Origin of the sequence: Aquimarina aggregata (assembly GCF_001632745.1) — a bacterium.
GTDB lineage: Bacteria > Bacteroidota > Bacteroidia > Flavobacteriales > Flavobacteriaceae > Aquimarina > Aquimarina aggregata.
In genome coordinates, this window is sequence record NZ_LQRT01000035.1 from 569916 (window position 1) to 589668 (window position 19753).

Below are 19753 nucleotides of genomic sequence, written 5' to 3' on the forward strand. Positions count from 1 at the left end.
AACTGTATGCAAGTCAACAAGAAAAAAGTAGATAAAGAATTTAAGATATCGTCTTGGGCGATTAACAATCCGACGACAATTTATGTCATGATTGGTATCTTCTTGGTTTTAGGATTGTCGGCATATTTTTCTATGCCTAGAGAAAATTTTCCAGAAATCAATGAAACCAAAATTTATATCAGTGTGCCTTATCCAGGAAACACTGCCGAAGATATTGAACGATTAATTGTAGATCCTTTAGAAGATAAACTAAAAAACGTAAGTAACGTTGTAGAAACGCTTTCTACTTCACAAGAGGATTATGCAATCATCACTGTTGAGTTTGAAGAAGAACTTACGGTTGCAGAAGCGAAGCAAAAGGTAAAAGACGAAGTAGATTCTGAAAAGGCAAATGAAGATTGGCCGACCTTTAATGGGGCCAAAGTAGAACCAAATGTTTTTGACTTAAGTATTTCTGAAGAGACTCCTATTATGAACATTAACATCACAGGAGATTACCCTGTAGAGAAGTTAAAAGAATATGCAGAGTATCTAGAAGATGAAATAGGCGACCTTGAAGAGATTAAAAAAGCAGACATTCGTGGTGCTCAGGAAAAAGAAGTAGAAGTAGCTGTCGACATCTATAAAATGATGGCTGCCAAGGTAAGTTTTGATGATGTTATTAATACCATAAGAAACGGTAATATGACAATGTCTGCAGGAAACATGATTTCAAGCGGACAAAGAAGAACTATTAGAATTTTAGGTGAAATCGAAAGACCATCTCAATTAGACGGATTCGTTGTTAAATCTCAAGATGGTGCCGTATACTTAAGAGATATCGCAAAAGTAACGTTTAAAGAAGAGGACAAAACGACCTATGCAAGAGAATACGGCCAAAGCGTGGTTATGCTGGATGTTAAAAAACGTTCAGGAAAAAACATGATCGAAGCGGTAGAAAAAATTAATGTTATTATTGAAGATGCCAAAGAAAATGTATTCCCAAAAGATCTAAAAATCACTGTTGCTAATGACCAATCAGAAAAAACTGAAAATCAAGTAAGCGACCTTGTAAACAACATTATTTTCGGAATCATATTAGTGGTTGGAGTATTAATGTTTTTCTTAGGGTTTAGAAATGCACTTTTTGTTGGATTTGCCATCCCAATGTCTATGTTCATGTCATTTATGATCTTATCTCTTTTGGGATATACGATGAATACAATGATTTTGTTCGCCTTAATTATGGGACTAGGAATGCTTGTTGATAATGGTATCGTTGTTGTTGAGAACGTATATCGATTAATGGAAGAAGAAGGCATGTCTCGTATTGAAGCTGCCAAAAAAGGAATTGGTGAGATCGCTTTTCCTATTATTATATCAACTTTAACCACTGTAGCTGCTTTTATACCTCTAGGAATGTGGCCGGGAGTAATGGGGCAATTTATGATTTACTTCCCAATTACTTTATCAGTTGTATTAGGGTCATCTCTTTTTGTAGCAATTTTTATTAACTCTATGTTGGTATCTCAATTTATGGAAGTTGGTGAAAAAGTACTAACCGTAAAACAATTAATTCGTCTAAGTATTATTCTAGGCGGTTTAGGAATCTTTATTTTACTGGTAGGAGGACAAGTAAGAGCTTTAGGAACACTTATGATCTTTACAGCTATTATGTTCTGGATCTATAAATATGTCCTTAAAGGTGCTGCCAATTTCTTTCAAAAAAGAATTCTGGCTTGGTTAGAAAATAGATACCAACGTTTCTTGGCTTTTGCATTAAAGGGATGGCGAGCGTACATGTTTACTTTCGGAACCTTTGTTTTACTTTTTATTGTATTTGCCATGTTTGGAGCTTCTGTTGGAAGTCAACGAACTAAAATAGAATTCTTCCCGGATAACAAACCTAATCAGATTGTTGTTTATGTAGAATACCCGCAAGGAACCGATATCGAAAAAACCAATGCGATCACTAAAGAAATTGAACAACGCGTATACACTGTTGTAAATGACTCAGAATATGTTGAAGGACAAAATCGAAATTTCTTAGTAGAATCTGCGGTATCACAAGTAGGAGAAGGTGCTGGAAACCCACAAACTGATGGTGGTAGTAATGCAGAAATGCCACATCGTTCTAAAATTACCGCTACTATGCGTGAGTTTAAGTATCGCAAAGGAAAAGATTCTGAAGTATTGCGTCAAAAAGTACAGGAAAATCTTAAAGGAATTTATCCTGGTGTAGCAATTTCTGTAGAAAAAGACCCTGTTGGACCTCCGGCTGGATATCCTATTAACATAGAAATTGAGGGACCTGATTATAATGATTTGATTAACATCGCAGAACAAATGCGAAACTTTATCAACGAAAAAAATATCCCTGGTATCGAAGAACTAAAAATCGATGTGAATAAAGGAAAACCGGCAATGCAAGTTATGGTTGATCGAGAAAAAGCTGGAGAACTCGGTGTTGCCGCTGGACAGGTTGGTAATCAATTACGTCGTTCTATTTTTGGTGAAAAAGCCGGTGTGTATAAAAAAGATGGTGAGGATTATGATATATATGTGCGCTTTAATGAAGATAACAGATACAATACCAGTGCACTATTTAATCAAAATATAACTTTCAGAGATCAAGCCACAGGTAGGTTAAAAGAAATCCCTGTATCGGCTGTAGCATCACAAAAAAACACTTCCTCTTTTAGTGCCATTAAGCACAGGGATGCTAAGAGAGTGGTAACTGTATATTCAGGTTTGCAGCCAGGGTTTACAGATGCAGGTGCCATTGTATCACAAATTCAAACAGAAATGGCAAGCTTTTCTGAATTACCAAGAGGTGTGAAAATTGATTATACTGGACAAATTGAGGAGCAAGGTAAACAAATGGCCTTCTTAATGGGTGCATTTTTCTCTGGGCTAGGACTTATTATGCTGATCCTTATCTTCCAATTTAGTTCTATTTCTAAACCTACCATTATTATGATCGCTATCTTCTTAAGTTTCATAGGCGTTTTTGGAGGTATTTTAATCACTGGAGCTTCTTTTGTTATTATGATGACCATGATGGGGATTATATCTCTTGCTGGTATTGTCGTAAATAATGGGGTAGTTTTATTAGACTATACTCAGTTATTAATTGACCGTAAAAAAGTAGAGCTTAATGTTCCTGAAAAAGAATTACTACCTAATGAAGAGGTGATGAATATCATTATTAAAGGAGGTAAAGCTCGTTTAAGACCTGTATTACTAACTGCGATTACAACAGTGCTAGGACTCATACCATTAGCAATTGGATTTAATTTAGATTTCTTTTCCTTATTTAGTACAGGTGATCCTAAAATATACTTAGGAGGAGATAATGTTATTTTCTGGGGGCCATTGGCATGGACCGTAATTTACGGACTAATCATAGCTACGTTCCTTACATTAATTATAGTACCATGCTTATTCTTTATCGTAAATCGGGTAAAAGTAAGATTTAGTAAAAAGAAAGTTGTAGAAGTTCCTGTAACCCCTGCAACCGTTTAGTATTTTGTAAAATTGATTAGAAAAACGTCTTGTATACTGCAAGGCGTTTTTTGTTTTATTTCAGTTTTCTTATCTCATGATGTAATGAACTAATCTTAAGCAGTTTTATCTAAGCATAAAAAAACCCTCGATTACTCGAGGGTTTCCTTAAATATATCAAATCATTATTTATTGATTCTCATTTGCAGGTATAGGAAATTGTACAAAAGTACCATCTCCAGTTCTGTCTAACGGTTCTAGATCACTTATTCTATCAAACCTTCTTAAGTCAATCCATCTATGTCCACCTTCGGCATATAAAGAATACCTTCTCTGATTTAAAATTTCTGTAACTAGATCTGCTGGCGTTGTTCCTCCAGAATATGCTGGTAATCCAGCAGCTGTTCTGATCACATCAATAGCTGCAACAGCTGCAACAGGGTCAGAAATATGATTTGCTTCTGCAGAAAGTAAGATTAACTCTTCATTTCGCATAATAGCCACAGAAGCTACATTACTATCATAAATAAATACATCATGCGTACCTGTTAACCCATCTGAAGTTAATGGATTAGCTTCCATCATTCCAGTATCTGCATTTTCAGTTTCCCTTAGTACTACTTTTCCTAACCTTGTATCACCTGCTTCAGCATCAGCAATAAAAGAAGGATGTGCTATTCTTGCATTTGCTACTGTAGAGTTTTTAGCAAAGAATAAAGGGTTTGCGATATCTGCTCCCGTTAAGGAAAAAGTAAAATATGCACCTGTAGTAAGATCTCCTGCCATATCCATAAACGAATTACCTAATAAAGTGTTTACAGAAGCATAGTTACCTCTATAAGCCTCTACTCTAGCCGCTAAACCATTAGTAAATGTTGCAAAGTCAGCTGGTGTTATTGCTCCAGCAGCATCTGCCTTCAACCCATCAAACCCTGAGGGCACTGTAAAAGGAAAAGCCGCACCACCATTTGACAAATCTGTAGCCGCAGAAGTTAGCATATCAAAAATAGCTGTCAAAGCAGCATCATAACTTACAAAAGGGCCTAAATTATTAGGATCATTAACATCTAAACGTATTCCATTTTGGAATTGTTGATTTAAAACCATCAATAATTCATGAGCCTTGATCGTATTAGCAAAACCTCTTGTCGCAGCTTTTTCAGCATCCGAAAAATCAGCAGATGAATTTTCAAGTCCTCCTAAGATTATATTTATATCTTTTACTGTTGAGTATCTCGCAGCAAAAGGCCCTGTTGTATAAAAGGTATTGTTATCTAAAGTACCTGTTAACAAATCTGCTGTCCACCTTGGGTCAGAACTCTGGAATCTCCAGTATTCTCTACCAGCAACAGCATTGGCATCTATTTGAGTTCCTAATCTTCCTCTCATATCGGCAAGAGCACCTGCCATCGTTTGTATTAATTCTGCTCTAGACAAATCCCCTGAAGCAGTATCAGTTGTTGGTCCGTTTAAGTTTTGTCCATCTTCGACTTCGCAAGAAATCACTGCTAACGAAAACAAACCTAATAGTACTATATTTTTTAGTTTCTTCATTTTCTTATAATTTTTTTATTTAAAAGTCAACAGCTAGGTGAAATAAATATCTCTTTGAAGAAGGGAATGGTGTTACCTCAACTCCTGTAGATAGCCCATTAGAACCAAAGTTAGAAACCTCAGGGTCATAACTATTATAATCAAATACGTTAATTAAGTTATTTCCTGAAAAACCAATTTTAAGATTCGATACATATTTTCCGAAAACTTGCTCACGCAACTTACTAGGTAGATTATAATATAAACCTATTTCTCTTAATCTTAAATATGATGCATCTTCAACAAACGGTGTTGCGTTTCCTGCTCTAAATGCACCGATTCTAAATGGTCCATTTGAAGTTGCTCCTGCAGGGTCAACATCAAAATCATCATAATCTGGACTTGTTCCTCCAAAATCAGTTAATAAGTTCGTCAAATTAATATTATCACCGCCTTGTTTCCAATGCCATAAGAATGATAATGTAAAGTCTTTAAAACTTATATTATTACTCCAAGTCATTTGAAAATCCGGTGCAGAATCACCAAGTTCAACCAAATTACCATTTGCATCATTACCTACGATTTGCGTAGCACTTTTTCCTTCTTCTATTCTAAAAGTACCTAGACCAGCTCCAAATCCACCAAGGTTAAATGGTGCAACATCAAGTTTTGTGATTTCAGATTCATTCGTAAAGAAAATCAAATTAGAACTCCAGTTAAAATCTTCTTTTTCTACAATAGTTGCATTTAACGCGATTTCAACACCTCGATTCTCAAGGTTACCTGCATTTGCAAATCTAGTACCAAAACCAGAAGACGGTTCTGTATTAGCTTGTAAAATAAGATCATCAACTGTTTTATTATAGTAAGAAAATTCTAAACTTATTCTACTTTCTAAGAAACTTGCATCAAAACCTACTTCAAATTCTTTCTGTCTTTCTGGAGTAATATCAGGATCTCCAAGTGTTGCTGGTACTACAATACCAACATTACCGTCAATTAATGAATTTGTATATGCCGTAAACAAAGCTCCGTTTGGTGCAAAGTTACCCGCTTCACCATATGCAGCTCTTATTTTAAACTGATTTACAGCATCGATATTCCAAAAATCAAAACTGTGTAAATTCACAGCTGCAGAAGCTTTAGGATAGTAAAATAACTCATTTGCATCACCGTTGTTATTTGATTTATCTCCTCTTATACCAAGCGTACCAATAATTTTATCTTGATAATTCAATTCTTCTTGCACAAAAAATCCTTGATCTTCTTGTTCTTGTCTAAATTGAGTAACACTAACATTCGCTCCTTGATCCAAGTTTGTTTGAGATGCAATTAAATCTGAGGTTGTATTACGTATTGTATTTCTAGAAAATGTTTGCTTTGTAAGCCCTGCTTGCGTAGTAAAACTAAGATCATTACTAGTGGTATAGTTATGTACTAAAAAAGCTGAATAGTTAGCATCTTTATTTTCTGTCGTTCCTGTTGCTACAAGACCGTTTAAACCACCGTTAGATGGTTTTTGAAATTGTAATATTTCAGGGAAAATAGCTGTGGTTAATAATTCATAGTAATCAACTCCTCCACGTAAAACCAACTTTAAATTAGAGTTGTCGTTCTCGTAAAGTTTAACATCAAGTGAACTACCTACTATAAATCTATTTACGTTTTCTCTGTTTGTAATTAAATCTCTAGTTTGTAACGGATTCGAAGAACCAAAAGGGTTATCTGGATAATTACCATTAGCATCTGGAGATAACTGAGCCCATGGCGGTGTAGAAGAAAGTGCTACCCCAATAGTTGTACCCGTATTATCATTATTAAAAAATCCACGATCACCTTCTGAGTTTATGTAATTCGTTGTTAACGATAATTTTGCTTTTTTATCAAAAAAGTCGTGATCAAGATTAAAACGTATAGATTTTCTATCATATCCTGTGTTTTTTACGATACCATCTTCTTCATTATTAGAAAATGCAGCATAAAACAATGTGTTTTCTGATCCCCCAGAAATGTTTACACTTGTGTTAGAAATGAATCCTTTTTCCCCATATATTTCATCTTCAAAATCAACTAAAGTTCCGTTATTCTGCGCTGCAGTAAATAAGGCACCATTACCAGCTCCCAATGCTTCTGCAGTTGCTGCTGTAAAATTTCTTTGTCCTCTTGCTCTTAATATGGTATTAAATCCAACATCTTGAGAGAACGATATTTTAGTTTTACCTCTTTTACCTTTTTTTGTGGTAATAATAATTACCCCAGCAGCTGCTCTTGCTCCATAAATTGCAGCAGCAGAAGCTCCTTTAAGGATTTCTAAACTCTCGATATCATCTGGATTTATATCTGCAATCCTGTTTGATGGATTATCTTGGTTAGACGCATTACCGCCTCCAGCAGCTCCAGAGACCGCATTTAAACCAGCCGCAGCAATACTACTGTTATTTACGTATACCCCATCAACGATATAAAGTGGTTGTGAATTACCATTGATCGAAGTTACACCTCTTAATTTAACAGCGATACCACCTCCTGGTGCTCCTGAACTCTTTGTAATTAAAGCACCAGCAAATTTACCTGCTAAGGCTCCATCTAAAGTTTGTGGTGGTGTTAGACCAGCCAACTCTTCTGCAGATACAGAGGCTACTGCATTTGCTGCATTACTTCTTTTAACAGAAGTTGCCAGACCTGTTACGACTACCTCGTCTAAGGCTTCAGAAGATTCTGCGATTGTTATTGTAATAGCATCTGTACTAGAAACAGACACTACTTTTTCTGCAAATCCCAAGGCAAAAACTTTAATATTTACTGGTAAACTGCTTACAGAAAGTGTAAAATTACCATCAATATCGGTTGCAGTACCGTTGCTAGTACCATCTTCGACAACGTTAATAAAAGAAGCTCCAACTCCCGACCCCTCGATGACTACTTTCCCAGTAATAGTCTCTTGAGCTAATAGTATAGCCGGAACAAAAATTAATAATAGCAGAATCTTCATTCTGCTAAAATGAGTTTGTTTTTTCATAATGATTTGTTTAAATTATGCCTAAATCTATTAAAAGATAATCATAAATAAATGTTAAAACTAACAATTGTTCGTGCCCAAACCCGCCTTTAACGACAAAATAAATATGATAATTCTTAAAAACTTGTATTATTAACAATTTTCATTCTGTTGTTTAATATTTAACAAATTATTGTTCGTTGTATTTTCTTATGATCCTTACTTATTAACCTTAAAACTTTCTTATTTTTGCAGCCTTAATAACACTATTATGTACAGAAGTCATTCCTGTGGAGACCTACGTCTCGCTGATGTAAATAAAGAAATCACCTTATCTGGTTGGGTTCAAAAGACAAGAGACAAAGGTTTTATGATATGGGTCGACCTAAGAGATCGTTATGGGATTACCCAACTTATATTTGATGAAGACCGTACTCCAAAAGAAGTAGTTGAAACAGCCAAAACACTTGGAAGAGAGTTTGTTATACAAATAAAAGGAACTGTTATTGAGCGTGAATCTAAAAACCCTAACATTCCAACAGGAGATATTGAAATTTTGGTTTCTGAATTAACTATTCTTAATGAAGCCATTGTACCTCCTTTTACCATTGAAGACAATACAGATGGTGGTGAAGATATCAGAATGAAATACCGCTATCTTGATATTCGTCGTAACCCTGTAAAAAACAGCTTACTGTTTCGTCATCAAGTAGCAATGTTAGTGCGTAACTACCTATCTACAGAAGGTTTTGTAGAAGTAGAAACTCCTTATTTGATTAAATCTACTCCTGAAGGGGCAAGAGACTTTGTTGTCCCATCAAGGATGAACGAAGGACAATTTTATGCATTACCCCAATCACCACAAACGTTTAAACAACTTTTGATGGTTGGTGGTATGGATAAATATTTTCAAATTGTAAAGTGTTTTAGAGATGAAGATCTTAGAGCCGATAGACAGCCAGAATTTACACAAATAGATTGTGAAATGGCCTTTGTAGAACAAGAAGATATCTTAGGTATATTTGAAAATCTCACACGTCATTTATTAAAAGAAATTAAAGGTGTATCTATTGCTGATTTCCCAAGAATGACATATGATGAAGCCATGCGCACATATGGTAATGACAAACCCGATATTAGGTTCGGAATGAAATTTGGCGAGCTTAATACACTTGCGCAACATAAAGATTTTAAAGTTTTTAATGATGCCGAGCTTGTCGTGGGGATCGCTGTACCTGGTGGTGCCTCATATACTAGAAAAGAAATTGATAAACTTATTGATTGGGTAAAACGACCTCAAGTTGGTGCATTAGGCATGGTTTATGCAAAATGTAATGAAGATGGTACATATAAGTCTTCTGTTGACAAATTTTATGATCAAGATGATCTAGCCAAATGGGCTTCTACAACAGGTGCTAAACCTGGAGACCTTATATGCGTGCTTTCTGGCCAAACAAATAAAGTACGAGCGCAACTAAGTGCACTGCGTATGGAATTGGCAGAACGACTTGGACTAAGAAACCCTGAAGAATTTGCTCCTTTGTGGGTTGTAGATTTTCCTTTGTTAGAATGGGATGAAGATACAGAAAGATACCACGCTATGCATCATCCATTTACATCTCCAAAACCAGAAGACATTCCTTTATTAGATTCTAAACCTGGTGATGTAAGAGCCAATGCATACGATTTAGTACTAAACGGAAATGAAATTGGTGGAGGATCTATTCGTATTCATGATTCAGAAACACAAGCCTTAATGTTTGATCACTTAGGCTTTACTCCTGAAGAAGCTAAGGAACAATTTGGATTTTTAATGGATGCCTTTCAATATGGAGCTCCTCCACATGGGGGAATTGCTTTTGGATTTGATAGATTAGTTGCTATTCTAGGAGGTCAAGAAACTATACGTGATTTTATTGCATTCCCTAAAAACAATAGCGGCCGCGATGTTATGATAGACTCACCTGCGAATATAGATACCGAACAACTCAAAGAGTTACATATAAAACTTGATTTATAATCATCTAATATTTAAAATCTAAATCCCGCTAATAGCGGGATTTTTTATTACCTTTAATAGTAATGAAAATTTTAAAAATATTTCTTTTAATAGTTATTTCATTATTTTTGGTTATTCTAATTACCATTGGTGGAGTATACTACTATTATATAGGTAGACACCCTGCTGATAACAAAAAATACCCGCACTATATTGGATATTTAGATCCTGAGACAACAGTGTCTAAAGATGGTTTCACATTATGCGAAGAAAAAAAACCTAAATACACACATCATGGCGCTCCAAAACGCGCTTATCGCATTAACAAAAAAGAGTTTGATAAAAATATAAAATCTAAGTACCAAAATAAAGGATACACTGATTATGGATATCTTAATTTTAGGTTTATTATTAATTGTACAGGAGAAACGGGTATGTTCGAAACCATCCAAATGAATATGGATATGCAAGAAAAACAACTTCAACCTGAAATGGTAAAGCATCTGTTTGAATTAACATCAGCATCTGAAAACTGGAACATTATCAAATACAAGGAAGAACCTGTAGATTATTATATGTATGTATCTTATAAAATTGAAAATGGAGAGATCACAGAAATACTTCCTTAAGCTTGTTTTACTGGTATTCATGATTGCTTGTAATTCCACAAAAACCAAGGAAGAAAAAGAAGCTATATCAAAAAAAATTATGCGAAGCTCTGTGGTTCATAATTTTCAAGGGCTTCCAAAATCTATGACAGCCATTGAAAAAGCGATTAAATTAGATCCTAAAAATGCTGATGCATGGAGGGAGTTATCGGTTCCTTATCTTAAAAGAGGAATGCCCACCCAATGGAAACCTCTATTTGATAAAGCAGTAGCTCTTAATCCAAAAGAATGGCAAGGATGGAGAGGATATCTTTATCTATACTTTTATAGAAATTATAAAAACGCCATTATAGACTTTGATGCTACTGATGCTCTAACTCCTAATTTTGATGATCATCCTCAAGGGCAAAGTGTAAATTACATGAGAGGTGTTGCATATCTTGGACTCAAAGATTACACCAAATCAAAAATGTATTTTGATACTTATATTCGTGATCAAACCAAAACTTATGGCGAAGATTATGCCGATGTAACTGCTTTTTTATATCGTGGTATCATTGCATATACAAAACAAGATATAACAACTGCTAAACAGGATTTCTTTAAGGTATTAAAATACTCTGCAAATCATTATGCTGATGCACATTACTATTTAGCAAAATGTTTTCTTGAAGAAGGAAATAAGGATAAATCAAACTTTCATATTCAAGAAGCTGTTAAAGATTTTAACGCAGGGTATTTTCACACACGAGACTATATAGAAGTATTACATCAAATTTATATACAAGATTTGAATGAAGTAATAAATCAATTAGAAAATAGTTAACTTTATTCAACAAAGTATTTTATGTCGGCTTCAAAAAAAACATTTTTGTACAAGCTTTTAAAATGGCGCTATCGAAATATTTCTGACAAGAATTTTATTCTTGTTTTAAGTATCATAGTTGGTTTTGCCGCTGGTTTGGTTTCTTTACTTTTAAAAAACATAACACACTTAATCCAAGTTGTTTTAGAAAGTGATATTATCTCATGGCAAACTTCCTTTTATTTTATTATACCTGTTATTGGGCTTTTGCTTGTTTATGTTTTTACCAAATTTATTGTAAAAAAAGAAGTTCAATCGGCTATCCCCTTAATTTTATATTCTCTTTCAAAAAAAAATGGGGTTATCAAACGAGTTAGTGGTTATTTACCACTTATTTTGGCTCCCATAACCGTTGGTTTTGGGGGTTCGGTAGGGCTACTTGGTCCGGCAATAGGATCAGGGTCTACATTAAGCTCTGATATCGGAAACCTTTTTAAACTAAACACTAAAACTAGATTTTTATTAATTGGGTGTGCTGCAGCTGGTGCTATATCCGCCGTATTTAAATCCCCTTTGGCAGGACTAGTATTTGCTGTAGAAGTATTTAGTTTAGATCTTACCCTTACTTCATTATTACCTCTGCTTTTTGCTTCAGTATCTGCAATCATAACTTCTTATTTCTTTCTTGGAGATGAAGTACTCTTTAGATTTGATGTAGCCGAAAAATTCGATATTTACGATACTCCTTTTTATATAATTCTCGGGGTAGGTACAGCTATCGCTTCTATATATTTTACTAAAATGTATTTTGGAATTCTTCACTTTTTTGATCGTTTTTCAAAAAAAATACATAAGCTATTAATTGGAGGACTGGCAATTGGTGTAATGCTTTATTTCATACCCCCTTTATATGGAGAAGGTCTTGGTTTCATAAACAATCTACTTCGTGGAGATCATTTATCAGCCCTTGGGCAAACACCTTTTGATGATATGACAGGAAACATATGGATTATTATCGGTTTACTTACAGGCCTAACCATATTTAAAGCTATTGCCATGACAGCCACTTTTGCCGCAGGTGGTTCTGGTGGAATATTTATCCCTACTATGGTAATGGGCAGCGCACTAGGAAATGTCGTTTCTAAAGTAATAAACAATCTTGGTATTGGATTTCAAGTTTCTGAAGCAAATTTCACCTTACTAGGCATGGCTGGTCTTATTGCCGGTGTACTACATGCGCCTCTAACCTCTATATTTTTAATTGCCGAAATCACCACTAGTTATGAATTATTTGTACCTCTGATGATAACAACCTCAATATCATTTATTATTTCTAAAAATAGTATTGAGCATAATATTTATACCAGAGAACTAGCAGAACAAGGGCATTTACTTACACATGACAAGGACCAAACTGTGCTTACACTAATGAACCTTGAAGACTGTATAGAAACAAACTTTGTTCCCACAAAATCAAATCACACATTAAAACAATTATTAAGCGATGCCGTTGCAAAATCTAATAGAAATTTATTTCCGGTGACAGATGAATTAGATCATCTTATAGGAATTGTTTCTCTAGACGATATTAGAGATATAATGTTTGACATCACTTTGTATCATAAAGTAACTGTAGAAAACTTGATGACAGAAACATCAACCGTAATTATATATGAAAAAGACAATGTAAAAATGGTGATGCAAAAGTTTCAAGATTCTGGAGTCTGGAACCTACCTGTTATTAAAGATGGTAAATATTTTGGTTTTATTTCTAAATCTAAACTTCTTACCTCCTATCGCAGAAAGTTAATTACTTTTACACAATGATTTTAGTGCAAAATAGAATAGATTCATGAAATACATTATTAAGATATTGTTTGCAGCAGTTGTGATCATGGTAGCTGTAGGATATTACTTTAAAAACACAGGAGATCACCCTACTGGTGATAAGTGGGTAGGCTTAGGAATTTTGGGAGCGTCATTTATTCTTATGCCAATTTTTATCTATCATAGATGGAAAAACAAAAAAGTAAAAGATTATATGCTAACTGAAGAAAACCTCAAAAAAATGCGGGATTACGGCAAAAAAAAGGGGGATTTGAAGCACTAAAAAATCAAAATATTCACATTTCCCTAACTATTCATAAAAAATTTAAAACTACCTTTAGTATTCAACTACAATATTATTTTAATTACAATGGAAGGAACAGTAAAATTTTTTAATGAATCAAAAGGCTACGGATTTATCACTAACGACCAAACAGGAAAAGACATCTTTGTACATGCATCTGGATTAAACGGAGAAGCGTTAAATGAAGGTGACAAAGTTGAGTACGAAGAAGAAGAAGGCAGAAAAGGTATTATTGCTGCGCAAGTGCGCGTAATTCATGATTAAGATAAAAAAATCTAACCTGCAAAAGCACTACAGATGTAGTGCTTTTTTATTTTTCAATATTATATTTTTCCTTAAAAGTTATACTCTTAGCAATTAAATACTCTAGCACTTTCAACTTATCATTTGATTGTAATACAACAACTGTATAAGGTTGTTCATTCACAAAATCTACAAAATCATAATATGATGTTTCTGGAATTTCTAATGCTTCTATTACGAATTCCTCTTTGTAAAAATCAGCAATTTCAAAATTTGTCTCAATATATTTTCTTTTGCCTTTAAAAGCTTTGCCTACTAGATCAACGATTCCTAATAAATTCATAGGTGTTAGATCCATCTCATCAAGAAGTACGGTATTTTTAACAGAAGATTGAGCATCATTAAATGTACCTACCCCCATTTGTTTTAACTCTGCTGCATTCCAAAAAGGTAGATTTTCTGTATACGTAGGTATCTTCTGTAGATCTTTTTCTATTTTACCAGTTAATGAATGTTGTGATACAAAAACTTCATCTAATTGATTAACAGACAACCTTAAACTTATTCTAAAATCATCAGAATCGAGATCTTTCTGGGTAACAATATGTTCTTTAACTTCATATTGCACCGAAGAAAAACTGATTATATCCCCTGGGTTTGCTTTAATCTGAAAAAAACCGGATGTATCATTAATCACACCTATTTCCTGAGTTTTATTAACAATATGTATCGTTTCTAATTTTAAAGTATCGATTACTATTCGACCTTTGAGTAAATTAGACTCTTGACCATATCCAATGCATGAGATAAACCCTATTAAAATAAAAGTAATGCTACGCATGTTACACAATTGCTTTCTACTAAAAGACATTGTGTTCTGCCTATCGTTGCAACATAATGATTATCGCAATAAACTTTTAAGTTCTATTTTTTTGTTTCGAAATAATTTAGAGACTATTTTCAAGAAGGCAATTGCAGTGATATAAGCATCACCAGAAGCCGTATGCCTGTCACTTTTAGATATTTTAAGATCATTGCACAATTCGTCAAGACTATAATGCACTGGACTATTTGTATGATACACTAAATGTTTTGTTTTTTTAAACAATACAGCTGTATCTAAAATTTTATTTTTCAAAACCCCCAGTCCATTCCTTTGCAATGCTTTATTCACCATTTTTTTATCAAAATTTGCATGATGAGCTATCAAGATAGCATCCTCGATATAAGCAATAAATAATCGCAGTGCTTCTTTTTCTGAAAGTTTTAGCAAACTCCCATGTTTACGTATCCCATGAATTTCTACAGTACTCTCTTTAAAAATTTCCTGTTCTAGATATACCTCAATTTGATCAGATACCTGGATACTTTTATTTTTAATACCTACTGCTCCAATAGATAATATTCTATCATTATCATAATCAAAACCTGTCGTTTCGGTATCAAAAGCCACAAAACGAACATCCTTAAACGTAGATTTTTTACTTTTTCTATCAAATAACTTTTCATATTCTTTCCAGAAATCAGGATACTCTTCTTTATTTTTTTTAAACCAAAATCCCATAGTAAGAAAATATCACATTAATGATTTAAGTTGAAATCGAACTCTCAAGATTTCTTGTATATCTCGTATAGGCCTGAAACATCGTTTTAGTCTCAATTTATCTTCTTTAGTCAGTGTATTTAAATCAATAAACCTTCCTGAGTCGTTATGAAGTAAACCTTGTCTGGTCCTGAACTTAATTAATACCCTAAAGGCCTTTGCACAGCTTTCAAAAATAGCGGCATTATTGGGTTCTAATTCGGCTAATTTTTCATAACGCTTTAACGTATTATTTATACTTTTTACATTATGATGTAATGTCAAAATTCGAGCAGCATCGATTAATACCATCATTGCTCTTGATTTTATATCAAAAGAATCTTTATGTTCCCCGTTCTGTTCTACTAAAAATCGATTAAAGAACCCTAATGGAGATGGTTTTTGCAAGGCACTTACTCCTAACATTCCTAAAAATCTATTACTTTTATTTACGCCATCAAAAACAACTTTAGATAATTTATCAACCATAACGGTATCACCAAAAACACACTGAAAATCAAAAAATATCGAAGACAATAATGTTCCTTCTTCTGTGGGTTTAATCATCCAATCTTTAAATTGACTCTCCCAATTTGATACCGACATACACCACCTCGGATTACTCGCCATCATTTCTGCAGGGCAATATTCAAATCCAATAGTATGCAGCCCTTTGGTTATTTTATAAGCTAATTCTAAAAAATAGTTTTGGGTTGTTTTATAGTCTTTATCATCAACATCTTCAAAAACAATTGCATTATCCTGATCTGTTAAAAGTAACTGTTCTCCTCTTCCTTGGCTTCCTAGAACCAGAAAACTAAATTTTACCGGGGGAGCAGTTTTCATTTCATCCAACGCCAACTCAATAACACGAATGATTAATGCCTCATTAATCTCTGAAATAATATGCAATAAGTGGGGAGTTGGGATATCTTGATCTAAATACGTTTTCAGAAGTTTTTTTACTTGCGTACGAATGTATCTTAGCTTCTGAGTCTTCTTAACACGTTTGGCCTCTTTAATTAAAACCGAAGGATTATTTCCAAAAGAGACTAATAAATCATGTTCTGATAGGATTCCGATTAGTTTTGAATTGCGTGTTCCATCCTTTGTTATGCAAAGATGATTAACATCATGTTTAATTAATGCTATTTGTGCCTCGGCAACTGTTAGTTTTTTGGCATATGTAATTACAGGTGATGTCATTATTTCTGAAGCTAATGATCCTATAGCGTATGTTCCCGTAAGTACTTTTGCCCTCAAATCTATATCTGTAATAATTCCAACAGGATATTTATCTTCATTAACAACAACTGCATAACTTGTATTTCGAGCCGTCATTTTTTTAGCTATCACCTCGACACTATCGTCTGAAAGACAAGTAAGAGGTTTTTTTCTATACGTGATACTTCGCAACTCTGAAAGATCTTTAGCAACCTCTATTGAGATTGTATTATCTATTCGATTTCCTTTTTCCGTTTCTGTATAATAGTGACGTGCATGTGATGCAAAAGTGCTTAATACAAATTTGTTTACTTTTATATTTTGCTCGATTAACGGTTCAAAAACTTGTCCCGGAATTGCGTATACAATAGATTCTTCATCTGCTTTGGCAGACATGCGATACTTCTTTTTTATAATCATAATACGAAGACCAAATAAATCCCCTGCATCACAGATATCAACCAAATCTTCTTCGTTAGAGGTGTTTCTATAGAGTCCAACAGCTCCTTCTCTTACAATATAAAATTCATCGTGACAAAGTGTATCTTGCTTAAAAACGTGTTCTCCTTTTTCAACATACAATACTCTAATTTGACCAGATATTGCTAATAACTCTTCTTTTTTAAGAATGTCGAATGGTGGAAATTCTTTTAAAAAATCTTGTATTCTTTCTGCGATCGTATTTTTCATAACTCCGATTATCTGTCAATTGAGATTTCTCTTTTCTATAAAAAATCGCTTTATAAGTTCGCTACATTCTTCTTTAAGTATTCCCCCAATAATTTCTGTTTTAGGATGAAGTTTGGTCCCCATAATACCACAACCTCTTTGTTCATCTATAGCTCCAAACACCACTCTTTTAATTTGACTCCAATACAGCGCTCCGGCACACATCTGGCAAGGCTCTAATGTTACATACATCGTACACTCGTTTAAATACTTACCGCCAAGAAAATTTGAAGCTGCCGTTATTGCTTGCATTTCGGCATGTGCAGTAACATCGTTTAAAAGCTCTGTCAAATTATGAGCTCTTGCAATAATTCTATCCCCCACAACAATAACAGCTCCAACAGGTACTTCATTTTTTTCATAGGCCATATTAGCTTCCTGAAGGGCTCTTTTCATATAGTATGCATCATCAAATGGTTCTAGCATGATATCATGTTTTAAGTAAGGCAAGTAAATTAATCATTTTTATTTTCAATGAAATAAAAGTTCACAAAGAATAGTACAAAATAGTATTTTTGCTTTATGCCTGCATCATTGCTTTCAAAAATAAAACACCCATCAGATCTTAGAAAACTTTCTGATGATCAATTACCCCTATTAGCAAAAGAACTAAGAGATTTTGTGATTAATATTGTTGCCACAAAAGAAGGGCATCTAGGGGCAAGTTTAGGAGTTATCGAACTCACCATTGCATTACACTATATTTTTGACACACCGAATGATCTTTTAGTATGGGATGTGGGACATCAAGCCTATCCCCATAAAATTCTTACCGGAAGAAGAGAAACATTTCACACCAATCGCCAATTAAATGGTTTAAGTGGTTTCCCTAAACGTAGCGAAAGTGAATATGATACTTTTGGAGTAGGTCATTCTTCCACATCCATTTCGGCCATTCTTGGTATGGCAATAGCTTCTAAACTTAAAGGAGATACCAGCAAGCAACATATAGCTGTTATAGGAGATGCATCTATTGCTAGTGGAATGGCTTTTGAAGGACTTAATCACGCAGGAGTAACAGACACCAATATGCTGGTCATACTTAATGATAATGCAATCGGAATTGATCCTAGCGTAGGCGCTTTAAAAGAATACCTTACTAAAGCAAAAGTTGGAGTAAAACCCAGAACCAACAACATAATAGAAGCCTTAAATTTTAATTATTTTGGACCTATTGATGGGCACGATCTTTCTTCTTTACTAAACACCCTAGAAAGATTAAAAACTATAGAAGGCCCTAAACTTTTACATATTATTACCACCAAAGGAAAAGGTTTAAAACAAGCAGAAGAAAATCAAGTAAAGTATCACGCTCCTGGTAAATTTAACGCTTCTACAGGAGATTTGATTCCAAAAGACAGTACAGATCTACCTCCTAAATTTCAGGATGTATTTGGGCATACACTGGTAGAACTTGCTCAAAAAAATGATAAAATTGTTGGAATCACTCCTGCAATGCCTACAGGAAGCTCTTTAAAATATATGATGCAAGAAATGCCTGATCGTGCTTTTGATGTGGGTATTGCCGAGCAACACGCAGTTACTCTAGCCGCAGGGATGGCGACACAAGGATTAGTTCCTTTTTGTACTATCTATTCAACATTTTTACAAAGAGCATACGATCAAGTTATTCATGATGTCGCACTACAAAACTTACCTGTTATTTTTTGTGTAGATCGAGCAGGTCTGGTTGGAGCAGATGGAGCCACCCATCACGGTGTTTTTGATATTGCATATTTAAGTTGTATCCCGAATATGATTGTAGCTGCACCTGCTAATGAAATTGAATTAAGGCACATGCTTTACACAGCATCTTTAGGACTAGAACATCCTATCGCTATTCGATATCCACGTGGGAGAGGACATATTATTGATTGGAAAGTTTCACCACAAAAATTAGAAATTGGTAAAGCAAACTGCCTAAATAAAGGAACAAAAATTGCCATTATCTCTACCGGAACCATAGCTCATAATGTTACTCAAGCTATTGAAACTATCGAAGAAAACATTGCACACTATCACTTTGGGTTTATAAAACCCTTAGATACAACGCTTTTGCAAAAAATATTACAACAATACCAAACAATTATAACGGTAGAAGACGGTGTGATAAAAGGTGGTTTTGGAAGCAGTATTATTGAATTTGCTAATCAATATAAATTTAAAAATAACATCACTTCTTTAGGGGTTCCTGATCAATTCATCCACCATGGTACAACAGATGAGCTATACGAAATTTGCGGAATTTCTATCAAAGGAATTCAAAAAGTAGTTCTCGAAAACCTTTAATTTTTCATCAGGTTTTATCGCATATTCTTCTCTATTCAGAACTGTAACAATTTCAAATAGTTAAAATAAATTTTATAGGGTAACACTTTCATGTGTTATAACACATACATGCGTACAAACAAAAATCAA

14 protein-coding genes are annotated in these 19753 nt (G+C 34.2%); 8 read left to right on the forward strand and 6 right to left on the reverse strand.

Features of this window, described 5'->3' with window-relative positions; translation table 11 throughout:
* Positions 1-6 precede the first annotated feature (6 nt).
* Positions 7-3504: an efflux RND transporter permease subunit gene (locus AWE51_RS20790; RefSeq protein ID WP_066317680.1), complete on the forward strand. Its 3498-nt coding sequence runs from the start codon at positions 7-9 to the stop codon at positions 3502-3504.
* A gap of 168 nt (positions 3505-3672) precedes the next feature.
* On the opposite strand, the gene AWE51_RS20795 is transcribed toward AWE51_RS20790, so the two are convergent.
* Entirely contained in the window at positions 3673-5037 is a 1365-nt protein-coding gene (locus tag AWE51_RS20795; RefSeq protein ID WP_066317687.1) for a RagB/SusD family nutrient uptake outer membrane protein, read from the reverse strand.
* A 19-nt stretch (positions 5038-5056) separates the two neighbouring features.
* Positions 5057-8035, reverse strand: a complete 2979-nt coding sequence (locus AWE51_RS20800) for a SusC/RagA family TonB-linked outer membrane protein (RefSeq protein ID WP_066317689.1) — start codon at positions 8033-8035, stop codon at positions 5057-5059.
* A gap of 250 nt (positions 8036-8285) precedes the next feature.
* On the opposite strand from AWE51_RS20800, the gene aspS reads away from it, so the two are divergent.
* The 6 genes from aspS to AWE51_RS20830 all read left to right on the forward strand — a co-directional run bounded on the left by aspS (position 8286) and on the right by AWE51_RS20830 (position 13821).
* Positions 8286-10034: an aspartate--tRNA ligase gene (gene aspS / locus AWE51_RS20805; protein ID WP_066317690.1), complete on the forward strand. Its 1749-nt coding sequence runs from the start codon at positions 8286-8288 to the stop codon at positions 10032-10034.
* A 62-nt stretch (positions 10035-10096) separates the two neighbouring features.
* Positions 10097-10642 carry a hypothetical protein gene (locus AWE51_RS20810; protein ID WP_066317692.1) on the forward strand — a complete coding sequence of 182 codons (546 nt, stop codon included), beginning with the start codon at positions 10097-10099 and terminating at the stop codon, positions 10640-10642.
* A complete protein-coding gene (locus AWE51_RS20815; RefSeq protein WP_066317694.1) occupies positions 10614-11447 on the forward strand; it encodes a tetratricopeptide repeat protein in 834 nt (277 codons plus the stop codon). Before AWE51_RS20810 ends, AWE51_RS20815 begins: the two co-directional genes overlap by 29 nt.
* Before the next feature lie 21 nt (positions 11448-11468).
* Entirely contained in the window at positions 11469-13253 is a 1785-nt protein-coding gene (locus AWE51_RS20820) for a chloride channel protein (RefSeq protein WP_066317696.1), read from the forward strand.
* Between the two features lie 25 nt (positions 13254-13278).
* Positions 13279-13536: a hypothetical protein gene (locus tag AWE51_RS20825; protein WP_066317701.1), complete on the forward strand. Its 258-nt coding sequence runs from the start codon at positions 13279-13281 to the stop codon at positions 13534-13536.
* 87 nt (positions 13537-13623) lie between these two features.
* The gene (locus tag AWE51_RS20830) at positions 13624-13821 is read left to right on the forward strand and encodes a cold-shock protein (RefSeq protein ID WP_066317711.1); all 198 of its coding nucleotides are present in this window, start codon (positions 13624-13626) and stop codon (positions 13819-13821) included.
* A 46-nt stretch (positions 13822-13867) separates the two neighbouring features.
* On the opposite strand, the gene AWE51_RS20835 is transcribed toward AWE51_RS20830, so the two are convergent.
* Genes AWE51_RS20835 through AWE51_RS20850 form a run of 4 tightly spaced genes read right to left on the reverse strand, consistent with a single transcriptional unit; the run spans position 13868 to position 17761 of the window.
* Positions 13868-14641, reverse strand: coding sequence for a hypothetical protein (locus AWE51_RS20835; protein ID WP_066317713.1), 774 nt, complete (start codon positions 14639-14641; stop codon positions 13868-13870).
* Positions 14642-14701: 60 nt separating this feature from the next.
* Positions 14702-15364, reverse strand: coding sequence for a 3'-5' exonuclease (locus tag AWE51_RS20840; protein WP_066317716.1), 663 nt, complete (start codon positions 15362-15364; stop codon positions 14702-14704).
* Between the two features lie 12 nt (positions 15365-15376).
* Positions 15377-17296 carry a DUF294 nucleotidyltransferase-like domain-containing protein gene (locus tag AWE51_RS20845; RefSeq protein WP_066317718.1) on the reverse strand — a complete coding sequence of 640 codons (1920 nt, stop codon included), beginning with the start codon at positions 17294-17296 and terminating at the stop codon, positions 15377-15379.
* A 15-nt stretch (positions 17297-17311) separates the two neighbouring features.
* Positions 17312-17761, reverse strand: coding sequence for a nucleoside deaminase (locus AWE51_RS20850; protein ID WP_066317720.1), 450 nt, complete (start codon positions 17759-17761; stop codon positions 17312-17314).
* A gap of 96 nt (positions 17762-17857) precedes the next feature.
* Here AWE51_RS20850 and dxs point away from each other — a divergent pair, with 96 nt between their 5' ends.
* Positions 17858-19624, forward strand: coding sequence for a 1-deoxy-D-xylulose-5-phosphate synthase (dxs, locus tag AWE51_RS20855; protein ID WP_066317722.1), 1767 nt, complete (start codon positions 17858-17860; stop codon positions 19622-19624).
* The last annotated feature ends 129 nt before the right edge of the window (positions 19625-19753 follow it).

Coding starts and splice junctions, on each gene's coding strand:
- AWE51_RS20790 (WP_066317680.1), top strand. CDS start 7: ATGCAAGTCAACAAGAAAAAAGTAGATAAAGAATTTAAGATATCGTCT.
- AWE51_RS20795 (WP_066317687.1), bottom strand. CDS start 5,037: ATGAAGAAACTAAAAAATATAGTACTATTAGGTTTGTTTTCGTTAGCA.
- AWE51_RS20800 (WP_066317689.1), bottom strand. CDS start 8,035: ATGAAAAAACAAACTCATTTTAGCAGAATGAAGATTCTGCTATTATTA.
- aspS (WP_066317690.1), top strand. CDS start 8,286: ATGTACAGAAGTCATTCCTGTGGAGACCTACGTCTCGCTGATGTAAAT.
- AWE51_RS20810 (WP_066317692.1), top strand. CDS start 10,097: ATGAAAATTTTAAAAATATTTCTTTTAATAGTTATTTCATTATTTTTG.
- AWE51_RS20815 (WP_066317694.1), top strand. CDS start 10,614: ATGGAGAGATCACAGAAATACTTCCTTAAGCTTGTTTTACTGGTATTC.
- AWE51_RS20820 (WP_066317696.1), top strand. CDS start 11,469: ATGTCGGCTTCAAAAAAAACATTTTTGTACAAGCTTTTAAAATGGCGC.
- AWE51_RS20825 (WP_066317701.1), top strand. CDS start 13,279: ATGAAATACATTATTAAGATATTGTTTGCAGCAGTTGTGATCATGGTA.
- AWE51_RS20830 (WP_066317711.1), top strand. CDS start 13,624: ATGGAAGGAACAGTAAAATTTTTTAATGAATCAAAAGGCTACGGATTT.
- AWE51_RS20835 (WP_066317713.1), bottom strand. CDS start 14,641: ATGCGTAGCATTACTTTTATTTTAATAGGGTTTATCTCATGCATTGGA.
- AWE51_RS20840 (WP_066317716.1), bottom strand. CDS start 15,364: ATGGGATTTTGGTTTAAAAAAAATAAAGAAGAGTATCCTGATTTCTGG.
- AWE51_RS20845 (WP_066317718.1), bottom strand. CDS start 17,296: ATGAAAAATACGATCGCAGAAAGAATACAAGATTTTTTAAAAGAATTT.
- AWE51_RS20850 (WP_066317720.1), bottom strand. CDS start 17,761: ATGCTAGAACCATTTGATGATGCATACTATATGAAAAGAGCCCTTCAG.
- dxs (WP_066317722.1), top strand. CDS start 17,858: ATGCCTGCATCATTGCTTTCAAAAATAAAACACCCATCAGATCTTAGA.